Below are 13,851 nucleotides of genomic sequence, written 5' to 3' on the forward strand. Positions count from 1 at the left end.
ATTAGCTTTTTCCCGTCGTCCCGGCACGATAGCGATCGCGATATTCTCCCGGCGGGCAACCTTCTTCCGCAATCATCAGTCGGCGAAAGCGTTCCTGTCCGCCGAAGCCAGCTAAGTAGGCGACCGATTTGATCGAGAGGTTGGTCTCGGTCAGCATCCGCTTCGCACGGAGCAAGCGGCATTGGTTGATTTCGTCGAGCACGGTATGCCCCAGCGTCGACATGAACTTCCGTTCGATGGTTCGCCGCGTCGTGGGGAGTGACGCGACCAATTGATTGACTGAAAGGGGGCGATCGCTGCGCGTCCAGATGATGTCGAGCGCCCGGTTCACGATCGGGTCGGTGACCGCAGCCGCTCTGCCGCTGCGGGCATCGTTGATCTTCTCACCTTTCTTCGGCAACATCTCCAGCGCGACCGACAGCAGTTCCAACGAGTTCGCGCAGACGGCCGACGTATGACGCGTCGGGTCTTGGTGGATTCGGCCGAGTAACCGATCAAACGTCTGCAGCAGCGCCTCGCGCTGATCGCTCTTCAATTGGATCAGTGCGTTGGAGGGGGAGATCGATCCGCTTTCGACCAGGCGATGCATGAACTCGCCGTGGATCGAGATCCAACGCTCGGTCCAGCCGACGTTGCGGACGGGACGGTAGCGATGCCAGACGCCGGGGAAGAGTAAGAAGAGCGTATTCGGTTCGATGCTGACGCGACCGGTTGGCGTCGACTCAAATTCGCCACGTCCTTCGGCGATGAACTGAATCTGAAACTCGGGAAGTTCGCGACCTGCCCCCCACGAAAATTGATAGACGCCGGGGTGTTGCTGCGGGGGATATTCGGAACCTGGCGCAACGACGCCCCATCCGCCTCCGGTGACGTAAAAACCAAGGCGCATGTCGCTATCAGTGATCGGAAGGTAGTGAAAAAAGCTCTCCGTAAGACTCATGGCAAAGGTGTTTCCGGGAGTTGGGTTAACGCGATTTTCAAGGGCAAACTGCGGATACCCGATGTCGCAAAATGAGGATTGAAAGGCAAATATGCGAATTAATTGCAATTCCCGTTGGCTGCCTTCGCACCAGGTTCATGGCGGAATTTTGCCAAAAGAACCCCATTTGAGCAGGCATGATAGCTATAGGCGACCATCTGCTCGAATCTCGCCGCCATTACAAATTGTCGCAAACTGAGGTGCGAAACGCCATTGGATTTTTTTGAAGAATGGTAGAATAAAACTCGCAACAAATGAGTTGTAGCGTCCTTCTTCTTTTCTCGATCCGTTCGGATCTATTTGGAGTTATCTCATTATGTACGGCGTCTTCTCTCGACGACGATCGTCCGCAGAGCGGCATGGTTTTACCTTGGTCGAACTCTTGGTGGTGATCGCCATTATCGGCGTTTTGATCGCACTGCTCTTGCCGGCAGTTCAGCAAGCTCGTGAAGCGGCTCGTCGCATGCAATGCGCGAACAACCTGAAGCAGATCGGTCTTGGTCTGCACAACTTCCACGACACTTACAATCACATGCCTCCGGGCGGCAGCCGCTCGGCGCATGGTGGATACACTTGGGGCGCGTTCATCCTGCCGTTCGTTGAACAGTCGAACGTCTGGGACGCCATCTTGGATGAATCGGGCAACTATCCGCCGGATCCGACCGGCAAGAAGGGCTCGATCTACTGCGGTTGCCATGAGTACGGCGTTTGGACGACGCCCGGTCCGGAAGCGACTGTGCTGGAAATGTACATCTGCCCGACCGACACGCTCGCGAATCTGCGCGACTCGACCGACCAGGGTTTCCGCTGCGGCAAGTCGAACTACGCCGGCAGCATGGGCTGGGGTCACAGCTATGGCAATGGTTTCTTCAATCGCTTTATCTCGTCGATCACCCGTTTTGCCGACGTGACCGACGGTCTCTCGAACACGATCGCGATCGGCGAAGTTGGCGCCGGGCCGGGCGGTTCCGCTCCTTCGCCGGAAAACCCGACCTATCCCGGTTGGGCCGGCAGCCCGAAAGGCGGTTCCGGTACTTCGCTGACTCACTGGGGGCCGCTGCGTGAAGCCTGGCACGGCACGCCGATCAACTTGTACAACGGCGGCGGTCCGACCCAGGATCCCAACGCGTGGGACAAGGGTTTCGGCAGCTTGCATCCGGGGGGCGCCCAGTTCCTGTTCGCCGACGGTTCGGTTCACTTCCTGGCGGAAACGATCGCTCTGTCGACCTACGACAACCTGGGTCAGCGGAACGACGGCAACGTTATCGGCGACTTCTAGTCGCTACTGGATCAACGGGTGATCGCGGGGAATTCAAGTTGATGTTTCCCTGCGGTCCGTTTTCGGAGGAGTCCCTGTGGCGAGCGCCGCAGGACGAAAACTGAAATCAACTTAACGTAGATGAATTGCCATGAGAGTTTTAAGTGCTGGATTGCTGGGGACTGCGGTTCTGGTCGCGTTTGTTGGGTGCGGAGCGAATGGAACCGTCACCGGCATGGTTACGGCCAACGGCGAACCGGTCGACGGCGGTAGTCTCGTGTTTCAACCGGTCGGAACCGGCGTGAAGCCGGCGCTGGGCCGAATCGGCAGCGACGGAGCGTATGACATGCGCACCGCCGGCGACGAAGGTCTGACCCCAGGCGAATATCGCGTGCTCTACATGCCGCCGGATCAGCGAGAAGACGAGAACGGTCGTCCGCTCGGGAAGCCGTCGAAATGGCGCACGTATCAGGGGCCGACAGAGACAGTGAGCGTCGATTCGTATGAAAACTCGATCCCGGTCGAGCTCGAAAAACGCTAAACGTTTTTTCGTCGTCTGGACCGCATGCGAAGGAGTAGTGCGCGGTTACTTCGCGTAGGGTAGGAAATGGCCAGACGCACAGTCCAGGCTTGCGGTTCAGGCGACGATTTCAATGAAGAAGCGGCGGTAAGATGCTTACCGCCGCTTTTTTCGTGGACTACGTCGATCGGCCGCTCCGTAATGTTCTTCTCAGGCTGGGAGCGTCGGGGTCTATCTTTGTCGCTTGACAAAGCGCACGCATTCGTGGTCGAGTTGCGTTCGGCGCGCAGGTCGCACGGAAGATCTTTGGGAACGTGTCGGTCAGAAGAAAAAAATAGGACCGCAGTCCAGTCCACTCTGGGTAGGGTGCGTCTGGACGCACCATGAACCTGTCAACATGGTGAATGGCGACTCGCGTGGTAACGCAAAAGTTGGCGCCGTTGCGTTTCCACGCCAAGTAAATCCGGCATGCTCAAGCAGGTTCCCGGTGCGTCCAGGCGCACCCTACTGAAGAAAAAAAAACGTGTTCCGGTCCACATGATGCATGGACTGGGAAAGATGCGTCGTAATTCGATGCCCCAAAACACCATTTCGGCGTCTCGAGCCGCGCCGGAAAAAAATGCGCTGCAGTCCAGTCCACTGCGGGCGCAAAAAAATGTGGGGTGCGGTCCATGATATCAGCATTGGCTGATCCGATGGCGTCGCGTATCGCCAGAAAAAAACGGAGCGGTCCAGTCCACTCCGCAGCAAGAAAAAACGGGTGTCGGTCCGGTCCTATTTTTGGGCCTGAGGTTTCGTCATTCGAGCTTCGACATTCGTTATTTGCTTTTAGCAGTCGAGTCCGCCGAATGCGATTGTTCTTTGATAATTGGGTTTTGATGCGTTACCGAGGCGCCATTTCGCTAAGTTCCGTCAGTTCCGCTGGCGTCAGCGCTCGATCAAAGATCGCCAGCTCGTCGATGCGGCCGTGCCAGTAGCCGGGGTTGCGTAGATCGGGCTGCGTACAGTCGGGCGAGAGCTTCGCGCCAATTCCCATCGCTTCGGGACCGTCGGTCGCCAGACCGTCGCATTTGGCGGACGCCACCTCGGCGCCGTTGCGGTAAAGCCGCACTTGTTGGCCGTCGACGACGAACGCCACGTGTTGCCACTGGCCGAGCGGCAACGGTTCCGCTTCTCGCAGCTTTACGACGTTCTTGTTCTGATCGCGAACTTGCACTTCGAGACCGCCGCCATATTCATGCAGGCCAAAGTGGAACTGCCCGCCAAGACCGGATGGCTGGTCCTGCTCGTCGAATTCGATCGCCCAATGTTTGGCGATCGCCGCCCAGTGAGGACGGCTCTCCGCTTTCACCCAGGCGCAAACCGAGATCGTGCCGGTCTCGCTTGGCTGGTAGTGAGGAACCTTGGCGTAGGCCAGCGTTCCAGGGCCGCCCAGATAGAGCGAACTGCCGACGCGGCCAGGTTTGAAGGGAGGCTGATCCATCCCTTCCTTCAGCAAGATTCCGTCCGACTTGCGGCTGCCGTGATCGGCGAGCGTGACGCCGTCGGCTGTGGGCGCCATCTGAAAGAACTGCGCCGGCTTCAGAGCGAGCATCCTCTGTTCATAGCCAATGTCCTGCTGCGTCGTTTCGTTGAGTCGCCGCAGGAAGCGATCGCGATCGATGTCGATTCCTTCGGGGATCCCGCTCATCTGCCGGACGCGGGTCGCCTGATTGGTGACCAGTTGCAGACGCTCCATCCCTTCGTACGCGAGCTTCGGCGTCACTTTCACTTCGCCGCTAAAGACGTGGACTTCGCTGGTTCGATCGGGAGAAACTTCGACGGCGAACTCGGTACCAAAGTCGGTCAATTCGATCGACGGCGTTTCGACCTTGAAGCCTTCTCCTTCCGGCGAGACGATCGTCGAGATCCGTCCCCGATGCATGACGAGCTTCATGTCGCTGACGATGTCGAACTCGGCGGGGGACTCGACCAGGACTTCGACGTTGTTGTTAAAGACAATCTCGGCGAAGCCTTCCGACAACTGGTAGCGGCCGCTGCGGAGCAAGTCCCCTTGGCGGAGTTCCAGCAGCAGTTCCGGCACCGAGAGTTGGGCGCCGCGGCTTTTGGAAAACGCGCCGAACGTTTTCCGCTCGGTCCAGGGAATGCTGGGCGCCATCGGTTGGCTGGTCGCTATTTGCGGCGGCTCGGCAGGCGTCTTGGGAGTCGTCGCCAGGTAAATGTTCCACGCGAAGGTGGCGAGGAACAGGATTGTTGCGGCCAAAGCGCAGAGTTTCCAGAGATAGAGCGACTTGCCGCTAGTCGCCTCTTGCTTGGGAGGGGGCGTCGCTTGCGAGTCGAACAACGTCGCCGAAAGAACCCCATGCTCCCAGGCGAGGATCGAATGGAGCTGGCATTGCTCGATGTAGTACTGCTGCGCTTCGCGATCGTCGCGCAGCAGTTGTTCGAGGCGAAGCCGGCCTTCGTCCGACAGGCCTTCGTCGAGCAGCGCGTTGATAAGTTCTCCCAGCTCTTGTTGCTCTTGCGGCGTCATGACTGCGCGTTCTCCGATAAGCCTTTGTGGACGCAGCGAATTAGATTTTCACGGGCACGGAACAAGGTTTGTTTCACGGCGTTGACCGTGCGGGCCGTCTCCTGGGCGATCGCTTCGAGCGTCGCCCCGCGGCGATAGCGACGTTCGACGGCGGTCCGTTGCCGCTCGTTCAGCTTTTCGATGCAGTGGCGAACGAGCTGCTGACGGGCCACAAAGGTCTGGTCGCTGTCGGCCGCCGCTTCGGCCAGATCGCTGAGCATCTCGTCGTCGAAGATCAGCTTTTCGCGATGCTTTTGCTTGCGATGCGCGAGCACCTGGTAGTAGGCGATCCGAAAGGACCAGGCGACGAAATTGGTGCCGAGCTGAAAGTCGTCGGCGCTCCGCCACAGAATGACGTTGGTCTGCTGCAATACGTCATCCGCCTCGTTGCGATCGAACACGAGGGAGAGGATGTAGGCGTACAAGCGACTTTGATGGGACGTCAGAAGTTGAATGAAGTCCCCGGAGTCATTCATGACGAATTCCTGCGGCGAAATCTCGTTGAACTAAGCGGTGGGCGTCGTTCCGCACTATAGCATTTCGAGCATCTTCTTGGCTTGGACGGCGGCCTGACCGCCGGTCGATTTATCGAGTTTCTCATACTCGGCCAGTAGCTTTTCCGCCTTGGCCGGGTCGGTCTCTTTTAGTTTCTCGATGCTCGACTGGATCGTCATGATTTCGCTGCCGACCGTCTTGTGCTCGACGATGTACTGCAGGTCGCGACGGAGCGCCTCGGTCGGAGGAACCGGAGGCTGTTGCACCGATTCGTCATGTTCGCCGCAGCCGCTCATGAGGAGCGTCATCGCAATCAGTAAGGTAACACGGGCCAAGTAATGCATGGGGGCGTCCGTAGGGTCTGGTTGGGAGGGACGTTGAATGAAAAAGGGGGCCGGCCGAAATCGCTCGGCCCCCGTGTTCCTGCTGCTGAGGGAAGGCTGTCGTCGCGTTACTGCAGCTGGACGACGTTGCCGTCATTGCGAGCGCCGAAGTTTTGCCAGGTCGTCAGATCGATCGTTTCGGAAATGAATCGGGACGAACCGTCGCCGGCCGCGACCAAAACGCCGCCAGGGTGGCGACTGCGGGGAGTGTAAATGCCGTCGCGATCGGCCGCGAAGCCGCTGCCGCTGAACTGGCAGTTGTTGTACTTCCAGTTCGGTGGGGCGAGCGTGTTGATCGCGGTTTGCGCCGGCAGACCGCACATCCACTCGCGTCCGTTGCTGCTGTTCTGGTAGCTGTCGCCAAGACGAGCGGCGCCGGTTGGAAGCGACGCGCCGACGGCGTCGATATCGGCCTGCGTGGGGAACGTCGACCAGGAGACTGCCGATGTTGCGAAGAGCAGCTCCGACGTGTCGCCGGTAATGATGGCGTTGTCGTTGTCGTCGCCGACCAGTTGTTCCGAAACCAACAGTGTGTTACTGAGCCCGTCGGTGACGTCCTTCATGCCGAGTTCGTCATCCGACTTTCCCCCTTCGCCGCGGAACATGCCGTTCTGCTGGCTGAGGTTCGAGTAGCGCGTCGTCGACCCAAGGCTGACGGCGTAGTTCATGCCGGCGTAGTTGCCGGGGAATTCGGAGTCGGAGGGACATTTGAAAGCTGATACTTTCGTCTTGCCGGCGGTGACGCCGTAGGCGGCGGCGTTGAAGTTGCCTGACTGGGTTGCGACCAGGTCGAACAGCGTCGACTGCTCGACGAACGACAAGATTTGCACGAACGCGCTATAGCTGCGGTAAGGAGAGGTCGGATCGCTGCCGCAGGGATAGCTGTAAGCGGGGAACTTTTTGTAGGTGTCGTGGTAGTTGTGGAAGGCCAGGCCGAGCTGCTTCATGTTGTTGGTGCAGCTCATGCGGCGAGCCGCTTCACGAGCCTGTTGAACGGCAGGGAGAAGCAGCGCGATCAAAACGCCGATGATCGCGATCACGACCAGCAATTCGACCAGCGTAAAACCGGTGCGGGAGCGAATCGATCGTGAGTTGCGACTAGTCAGTTGCATAACCGGGGCTTTCGAAAAGTGAGAGGATGAAGCGGCCTAATCCGCATCGATAACGAGAATGAGGTACGTGCATATAGCCGGCTTACTTTCCCGGTTACGGGGTCGACCGGAAAATGCAGAAAATAAAAAGAGATGCCGGCTGAGATCGGCTTTACGGAATTGAACGTCCCCGATGCGGGCCTTAATCGCTTGATTGGAGCGAATAATGGGGCCCGCTATCGACCCGAAAAGATAGAGCTATCCGGGAAAACGCGAACCGTCCGCTGGTTTGCGGACGGTTCGGCAAATCGAGATCAAGGGGGCTCGCCCCGAAGAGATTACGGCTTAAAGCGTATCTTCGTCGTCGCGGCTGGAGACCACATACAAGCTTTTCGCCATCTCAAACAGTTTGTGGTAGGCGGCTTCGTCGCCCGGTTTCGGCGGGGCGAATTCGACGCCGTTCCGGGTCATGTAGGCGAGTAGCGAAGCGAGGTTCTTGCCGTCGACATTGGGATCGTAGGCGCCGATGTTGAGTGCGCCGTCCGCCTGGCCGACGTTCTTCAAACGCTGAACCGCCAGCATCATGCTTTGCAGGTGGGTTTCCGCGGCGCGATACATACGAAATTTATCGATTCCCTCTTTCGCCATGTCGGTGCGGTTGTAGGTTTCGAGAAACTGGTTGGCCAGATTCAGGCAGGCGTTTTCCAATTCCTCGATTGTTTTGTTGTCAATTTCGGTCCGCAGTTGGGAGGCTCGCTGGACTTCGGAAAGCTGGCGTTGGATCTCTTCGCGAGCTGGTTGAAATTTTTCGTCACGCAGAATGAAGGGCCACCAATCGAACGTGTTCGCACGTCCCGAGTCGGCGGAGAAGATCGGGGTTTCGCCCCGTACGTTGGTGAGCCGCAGACGAATCTTCGACTTGATGTCGAGCGATAGGTCGAACTGGGCGATCAACCGTTCCACTTCCGGATCGTCTCCTTCGAGGTATTGGAAGGAGAGGACTGACTCGCGGAGGGCTTCCTTCAGCGTGTTCAAGGCCCGGCCGTTCGACATTCCTTCGCCGGTCAGTTCGGGATTATTCTCGATCCGCCGCAGCGCCTTGTCGCGGCGCTTGTCGGCTTCGTCGAGGTGGTTTTTCAGGACATGGGCGTCTCGCTCGGCGCGACGCTTGAAGTAGATCTCGACCGTCTTCAACGCGTTGTCAAGTTCCTTGTCGTACGCGTCTGCGGCGATTTCACGAGCGATTTGATAGTCGACCGCCGCCGCGGCTTGAGCCCGAATCATCTGGGCCTGGGCTTCGATCAGTCCGACCGATTCGTACGGCGAGCGTTCATAGAAGTTGTACATCGGGGCGTTCTGGGCCCAGGCCAGAACCGGCATGGCGCCAGCGAACGTGATTGCGAGAGCGATCCACCGTAGCGGTTGATTTGAAGGCATTCCAATCATGGGGCGCTCCCAGGTTTCGTTTCGGTCGTGGTTGGTAAGTAAGGTTGCAAGAAATCGCTGACGTCGGAGAGGACGGTCGCGTCGAACTGTTCGCCGGTCGTCGGCGAGTTGAGCTCGCGCGCGGGCGTAATTCGAGAGTATAGGGCGACCAGACGCTTCTCGGAATCGAGAATCGCGGCGCCGGTAAAGTTGAGTCCAAGATGATCGGCCGGATCGACCTGAGGAAGCTGGCCGACCAGTAGCCGCGGGTTGCTCGGATCTCCCGCCGCACCAATCGTCTGGCGAACGCGTCCTTTGTCGGTTCGCGGCTGCGGAGTCGATTGAATTTCGGTGAACGGCGCCACGCGATCAAAGGCGAAGCTCAGAATCGAGAGTCCCGTCTGCGGCGCCAAGATCGTCGCCGGAGCGACCGGCAGCCAAGTCGGCAAGTCGGAATCGACTTCGATTACCGCCACGTCAAAATGATGCGGCTGATCGGCGATGGTCATGTAATGATGGTACGCTTCGCGGAGCTGAGACTGCATGTCCTGTTCGGGCGAAAGCTTTTCGACTTTCGCAATCAGCTCTTTGAATTTGCGCTCTGCGTCGTCTCCTTCGCTGAACTTCTGCAAGTAGGTTGGATGAGCGACGAACTTGATGATCCGGGGCTGCGTCGGTCCCTGCAGAACGACATTCGGAAAACGCTGATGAGCGAGATTCGCGATCGCTTTGCAGGTCGCCGAAGTGACGAGCTGTCGCGGACCAACGGCGACCGCCGTGCCGATGCGATAATGCTCTTTGCCCTCCGGATCGGCGATCATCAGTTGATACGCCGCTTCGGTTGGCTCGACCTTCTTGGGCGGAACCGAAACCGGCGTCGCGTTCTCGTCGGTCGTTGTCGTCTCAACGGGATTCGCGGTCGCGTTGGCGTTGTCGCCGTTGTCGGCGACGTCCTTGTCCTTCGCAGGTCCGTTCCAGAACAGGATGAGGATCAGACCAAGCAAGACGACAAGTCCGCCGGCGGACAGAATAAGGATTACGTTCTTACGCTGCGAATCCGCCGACTCCGAAGGGGATCCTTCCAGCGGCGGCAAATTGAGCGAGACCCCAGCGATCGTTTTGTCCGACGAAAGGAGCAAGTCGGTGATCGTCGTCTGGTGCTCGCCGAAGTAGACGATATCGCTCGGCTGCACGACCGCTTCATGGACTCGCTCGCAATCGGCGCCAAGATACGTGCCGTTGCTCGAATGCAGGTCCTGAAGGGTGATCGTTCCATCTTCGATGTAGAGGATCGCGTGCTTCGACGAGACGCTTGGATGATTGATGACGACGTCGTTGCCAGGGGTACGGCCGATCGTAATCTTGGTTCCATAGGGACGGGGCGGAGTCGCCGGAGCCGGTTGTTCGCTCGCCTGCGCCGCCGGAGGAGCGACGGGGGGCGCAGCCGGTTCATCGCCGACCTCGGGCCAGGGAAGCGTCACGTTCTTCCCCAGCGTGACAAGATCGTTTCGCGTGATCGGTCGTCGCTCGGAGATTCTTTCGCCGTTGACGTAGACGCCGTTCGTCGAGCTGAGATCTTCCACGAACCATTGGCCGCCGACTCGCTCTAGTGCGCAATGCCGACCGGAGACCGTTTGTTGGTCGACGACAAGATCGCAGTCCGAACTTGCTCCAATGATCCACTTGCGATCGTGATCGCTCATGCCCAGCCTTCTTTCACCATCAGCGTCTTGAGGGCGGCCTGCATCTCGCGGCCGTTCGCATAGCGTTCATTACAGTCGTCCGCCAACGAGTGGTCAAGGAAACTCGCTAGTCCCGCATGATAGTCGGGAATTCGTTTTCGCAAAGGAATGACCTTGCCGTTCAGGATAGTGCTAAGCGGATCGAGACCGTTCTTGGCGTCGCGGGGGTATTCGTTCGTAATCAGTCGATAAAAGCTCGCGGCCAGGCTAAAGACGTCGCTGGACGGATTCACGTATTTGTAGTTGGTCAATTGCTCACGCGGCATGAAGGGGAAGCTGCCGCCGTAGACGCCGGTCGCGGTCATCCCGGAGAAGCCGGCTCGCTCGAAGTTCTTCGCCAAGCCGAAGTCGGCCAGCTTCGGCCACCATTTGGTTCCCTTCTTCGACATCAGAATGTTGGCCGGCTTCAGGTCGCGGTGAACGAGCCCCTTTTCGTGGGCGAACGCCAATCCTTCGAGCAGTTGGTAAAGGAGGCGAGCGATGTACTTCGGCTTCGGCAACTCTTTCCGTTCGCGAAAGACCTGGCTGATCGGGCCGCCGGAGCAATATTCCATCACGAAGTAGAAGTCGTTGTTGATGCAGCCGGCGTCGATGCAGCGGATGATGTTGGCGTGTTTGACTCGGCTAGTGACGGCGACTTCACGCAGGAAGGCGGTACGCGCTTGCACCGACACCTTCATCTGCGACTTTAGTAGTTTGATCGCGACCGGAACTTCCTGGTCGGACGGTTTGGCGAGATAAACCGTTCCCATTCCGCCTGAACCTAAGACGCGCAGCAACTGATAGCCGTTGATCACCGGAAAATCATGCGACTCGTTTTGCACCGCTCGATCCAAGAGGCCCCGGACCGGATTGGTGGCGACGTCGCTCTCGTGCGCCGTTCTCCGCTTTTCTCCCTCAGCGTAAGCCTCTTCGGGAAGTTCCGGGAGGTCGAACAGATAGTCGCCCCCTTCCGGCGGAAGATCATCCGCGAAGGGAGAGGCCATCTCGGGCATTGTTTGGCGTCGATCAACCTGAGCGCCATTCTGGCCGGCAATGTCATTCGCCTGAAGCGCTTGTTCAAAGAAGGGAGAGGGGGCTTCGGCCATCGTTTGTCGTCGATCGGACGGAGCGGCCGGCGGACTGTCGATGCTATTCGCCGGCGGCGCCTGTTCCGCGAAAGGAGAGGCCATTTCCTCGATCGTTTGCCGCGAGACCGGTTCGGCAGCAGCGCTGGCCGGCGGCGCTTGATCTTCGGCAGAGAAGGGAGAGGCCATTTCTTCCATCGTCTGACGCGGCGCCGGAGCAGATGGCCGCGGCGGTTCGGGCAAGGGGGCGATCTCTACTTTGTCGAGCGGCGTCGAATCGAATAACTTGGTCGAGCCGAGTTCTTCGTGTTCGACGGTCAACAAAAACGTCGTCTTACCGGCTTTGATCGTATCGCCGCTCGAGAGGTCGACACTGGGACCGGTCGCTTTTCCCAGTTCGCTGGTATCGAGGACATCCTTGCGTCCCCCGTACTTCGTTTCGTTGACGAACGTGCCGTTGCGGCTGCCTAAATCTTGCAAGCGGGAAAACGGCGGGTTGATTTCCAGAATAAAATGGTGACGTGAGATGTACGGATCGTCTTCGATAAACGCGTGACAGTTGTTCGGGTTTCTGCCAAAGAGGAAGATATCGTGGCCGTCAAACGTGTAGGTTCGCCCCTTCATGGGGCCTCGAGTAACCTTAATGTGAACGATCGGCTTCATTATTTTGATTTGCAGAACCTGGTGCGGCCGTGGGGCGGACGTGCATCGTGCGAAACGTCGCCATACCTATCTACGGGCGTTTGCTGGGAAACCGGGGCGCCTGGCGGACTTTTTTGAGAAGATTTTTGTCGTCGACCTCGGCGCTCGGCAGGGCGACGAACCGTTACCGGCGCCCTCGGAGTTGATAATGGCCCATTTTCCCACCACTGCTTGGAATATAATCGATTCCTTAAAGGGGGGCCAACGCGCGAGTCTCGACTCCCGAAATTGCTTCGTTCAGTCGTATTGGCCCGCCGTTTTCGGCTATCTGCGGCGACGGGGCTTTCAGGAGTCGACCGCCGAAGACCTGACTCAGGACTTCTTTTGTCATTTGTTCGAGAAAGAGCTAGTCGGCAGCTACCAGTCCGATCGGGGGCGATTTCGGACCTACATCCTGACGATCCTTTCCCGGTTCGTTTCAGACCAGACCACCTCGCGCGCTCCCCGGCAGCGCCAATTTGAAAACGATCTGGTCCCGATCAGTTGCCTGGCGGCGACGCACGACGTCCAGTTGCTCGGTGGCGATTCGTCTCCAGAGGACGAATTCATGCGGCAATGGGCCCGCTCGGTCATTCAGGCGACCCGCAACGAACTGCGGCTCTGGTGCCAGAGCCAAGGTCGTCCCGACTGGTATTTGGTTTTCAATGCGCTCAACCCAGCCGATTTCTCTCCGGCCGCCAGCAAGGAAAAAGTGGCCCAGTCGCTGCGGCTGACGATCGACCAGGTTCGCTATGCCCAGTCCAAGTCGGAGCAGAAATTCATCGAGCTTTTGCGTCTGGTCGTCCTTGAGCAAGTGGAAAGCGAAAAAGAAGTCGACGACGAGATTAGGGCGCTCCGTAGACTGCTGTAACCGCTGTTGCGGGGCGAATTTGCGTAATTTTCATAAACGCTTGTCCGGTTCGCTGGTTGGAATACGCATTCTTTGTTGCGGACGAGTGACTACCCCGCATAGGCAGTATAAAATCGCCTAAATGCGACATCACGCCGTCCAGCGACAAGGAATGAGGTTTTGGATTCGAATTCCGGCACCACCCAGCAAATTGACGTGATTCTGGCCGCCGAACGGCAACGTCCTGCGGCGGCGTACGATTTGATCATCGAGAGTGCGTTGGAGCGGCTTCAGCGGCAAACCAAGGCGATGATGCGTTCCTATCCGCGCTTGGCTCGGTGGGAGCAGACCGACGACGTTTTCCAGGAAGCGGTCATTCGTCTTTACAAGAGTTTGAAGAAGGTGAAGCCCGAGTCCGCGCGGCACTTTTTTAATCTGGCGACGATGCAGATTCGCCGGACGCTGATCGACTTGGCGCGTCATCATCTGGGGCCGATGGCGGAAGCTGCGAATCACGAATCTCATTTCGCGCTCGCCGAACTTCCGCGACAGGATGCGGATGAGGGCCCGCTGTCGCTGGCGCAATGGGCTGAGTTTCACGAAGCGATCGACAAATTGCCGGAAGAGCCGCGGGAAACGTTTTCGCTGGTTTGGTACGGCGGTATGACGCATGCCGACGCCGCACAACTGCTGGGCGTATCGACAAAGACGATTCAGCGCCGATTTTTGCACGCGCGATTGCTCTTGGCGGAAATGATGCCGGATATCGCGCCGCCGACGTAGGACTT

Annotated in this window: 12 protein-coding genes; 4 read left to right on the forward strand and 8 right to left on the reverse strand. The window is 58.4% G+C overall.

Going from position 1 to position 13,851, the window contains the following annotated elements:
- Position 1 precedes the first annotated feature (1 nt).
- Positions 2–940, reverse strand: a complete 939-nt coding sequence (locus tag LOC68_RS19455; RefSeq protein ID WP_230221828.1) for an AraC family transcriptional regulator — start codon at positions 938–940, stop codon at positions 2–4.
- A 355-nt stretch (positions 941–1,295) separates the two neighbouring features.
- On the opposite strand from LOC68_RS19455, the gene LOC68_RS19460 reads away from it, so the two are divergent.
- Positions 1,296–2,258, forward strand: a complete 963-nt coding sequence (locus tag LOC68_RS19460) for a DUF1559 domain-containing protein (RefSeq protein WP_230221830.1) — start codon at positions 1,296–1,298, stop codon at positions 2,256–2,258.
- 130 nt (positions 2,259–2,388) lie between these two features.
- Entirely contained in the window at positions 2,389–2,778 is a 390-nt protein-coding gene (locus LOC68_RS19465; RefSeq protein ID WP_230221832.1) for a hypothetical protein, read from the forward strand.
- An 862-nt stretch (positions 2,779–3,640) separates the two neighbouring features.
- Here the strand turns inward: LOC68_RS19465 and LOC68_RS19470 are convergent.
- The 7 genes from LOC68_RS19470 to LOC68_RS19505 form a co-directional block, all read right to left on the reverse strand.
- Positions 3,641–5,290, reverse strand: coding sequence for a LamG-like jellyroll fold domain-containing protein (locus tag LOC68_RS19470; protein ID WP_230221834.1), 1,650 nt, complete (start codon positions 5,288–5,290; stop codon positions 3,641–3,643).
- On the reverse strand, positions 5,287–5,805 hold the full coding sequence (locus tag LOC68_RS19475; RefSeq protein ID WP_230221836.1) for a sigma-70 family RNA polymerase sigma factor: 519 nt from the start codon (positions 5,803–5,805) through the stop codon (positions 5,287–5,289). Before LOC68_RS19475 ends, LOC68_RS19470 begins: the two co-directional genes overlap by 4 nt.
- Before the next feature lie 54 nt (positions 5,806–5,859).
- Complete coding sequence (locus LOC68_RS19480; protein WP_230221838.1) at positions 5,860–6,168, reverse strand: hypothetical protein; 309 nt, start codon at positions 6,166–6,168, stop codon at positions 5,860–5,862.
- 107 nt (positions 6,169–6,275) lie between these two features.
- The gene (locus tag LOC68_RS19485; protein WP_255670799.1) at positions 6,276–7,319 is read right to left on the reverse strand and encodes a DUF1559 domain-containing protein; all 1,044 of its coding nucleotides are present in this window, start codon (positions 7,317–7,319) and stop codon (positions 6,276–6,278) included.
- Positions 7,320–7,643: 324 nt separating this feature from the next.
- Positions 7,644–8,744: a hypothetical protein gene (locus LOC68_RS19495; protein ID WP_230221839.1), complete on the reverse strand. Its 1,101-nt coding sequence runs from the start codon at positions 8,742–8,744 to the stop codon at positions 7,644–7,646.
- Entirely contained in the window at positions 8,741–10,426 is a 1,686-nt protein-coding gene (locus tag LOC68_RS19500; protein WP_230221841.1) for an FHA domain-containing protein, read from the reverse strand. Before LOC68_RS19500 ends, LOC68_RS19495 begins: the two co-directional genes overlap by 4 nt.
- The gene (locus LOC68_RS19505; protein ID WP_230221843.1) at positions 10,423–12,156 is read right to left on the reverse strand and encodes an FHA domain-containing serine/threonine-protein kinase; all 1,734 of its coding nucleotides are present in this window, start codon (positions 12,154–12,156) and stop codon (positions 10,423–10,425) included. Before LOC68_RS19505 ends, LOC68_RS19500 begins: the two co-directional genes overlap by 4 nt.
- Positions 12,157–12,382: 226 nt before the next feature.
- Here LOC68_RS19505 and LOC68_RS19510 point away from each other — a divergent pair, with 226 nt between their 5' ends.
- Both LOC68_RS19510 and LOC68_RS19515 read left to right on the forward strand, forming a co-directional pair.
- Positions 12,383–13,084, forward strand: coding sequence for an RNA polymerase sigma factor (locus tag LOC68_RS19510; RefSeq protein ID WP_230221845.1), 702 nt, complete (start codon positions 12,383–12,385; stop codon positions 13,082–13,084).
- A gap of 159 nt (positions 13,085–13,243) precedes the next feature.
- The gene (locus LOC68_RS19515; protein ID WP_230221847.1) at positions 13,244–13,846 is read left to right on the forward strand and encodes an RNA polymerase sigma factor; all 603 of its coding nucleotides are present in this window, start codon (positions 13,244–13,246) and stop codon (positions 13,844–13,846) included.
- Positions 13,847–13,851 lie beyond the last annotated feature (5 nt).

Origin of the sequence: Blastopirellula sediminis (assembly GCF_020966755.1) — a bacterium.
GTDB classification, from domain to species: domain Bacteria; phylum Planctomycetota; class Planctomycetia; order Pirellulales; family Pirellulaceae; genus Blastopirellula; species Blastopirellula sediminis.

Coding starts and splice junctions, on each gene's coding strand:
- LOC68_RS19510 (WP_230221845.1), top strand. CDS start 12,383: ATGGCCCATTTTCCCACCACTGCTTGGAATATAATCGATTCCTTAAAG.
- LOC68_RS19480 (WP_230221838.1), bottom strand. CDS start 6,168: ATGCATTACTTGGCCCGTGTTACCTTACTGATTGCGATGACGCTCCTC.
- LOC68_RS19505 (WP_230221843.1), bottom strand. CDS start 12,156: ATGAAGGGGCGAACCTACACGTTTGACGGCCACGATATCTTCCTCTTT.
- LOC68_RS19455 (WP_230221828.1), bottom strand. CDS start 940: ATGAGTCTTACGGAGAGCTTTTTTCACTACCTTCCGATCACTGATAGC.
- LOC68_RS19485 (WP_255670799.1), bottom strand. CDS start 7,319: ATGCAACTGACTAGTCGCAACTCACGATCGATTCGCTCCCGCACCGGT.
- LOC68_RS19495 (WP_230221839.1), bottom strand. CDS start 8,744: ATGATTGGAATGCCTTCAAATCAACCGCTACGGTGGATCGCTCTCGCA.
- LOC68_RS19500 (WP_230221841.1), bottom strand. CDS start 10,426: ATGAGCGATCACGATCGCAAGTGGATCATTGGAGCAAGTTCGGACTGC.
- LOC68_RS19465 (WP_230221832.1), top strand. CDS start 2,389: ATGAGAGTTTTAAGTGCTGGATTGCTGGGGACTGCGGTTCTGGTCGCG.
- LOC68_RS19460 (WP_230221830.1), top strand. CDS start 1,296: ATGTACGGCGTCTTCTCTCGACGACGATCGTCCGCAGAGCGGCATGGT.
- LOC68_RS19475 (WP_230221836.1), bottom strand. CDS start 5,805: ATGAATGACTCCGGGGACTTCATTCAACTTCTGACGTCCCATCAAAGT.
- LOC68_RS19470 (WP_230221834.1), bottom strand. CDS start 5,290: ATGACGCCGCAAGAGCAACAAGAGCTGGGAGAACTTATCAACGCGCTG.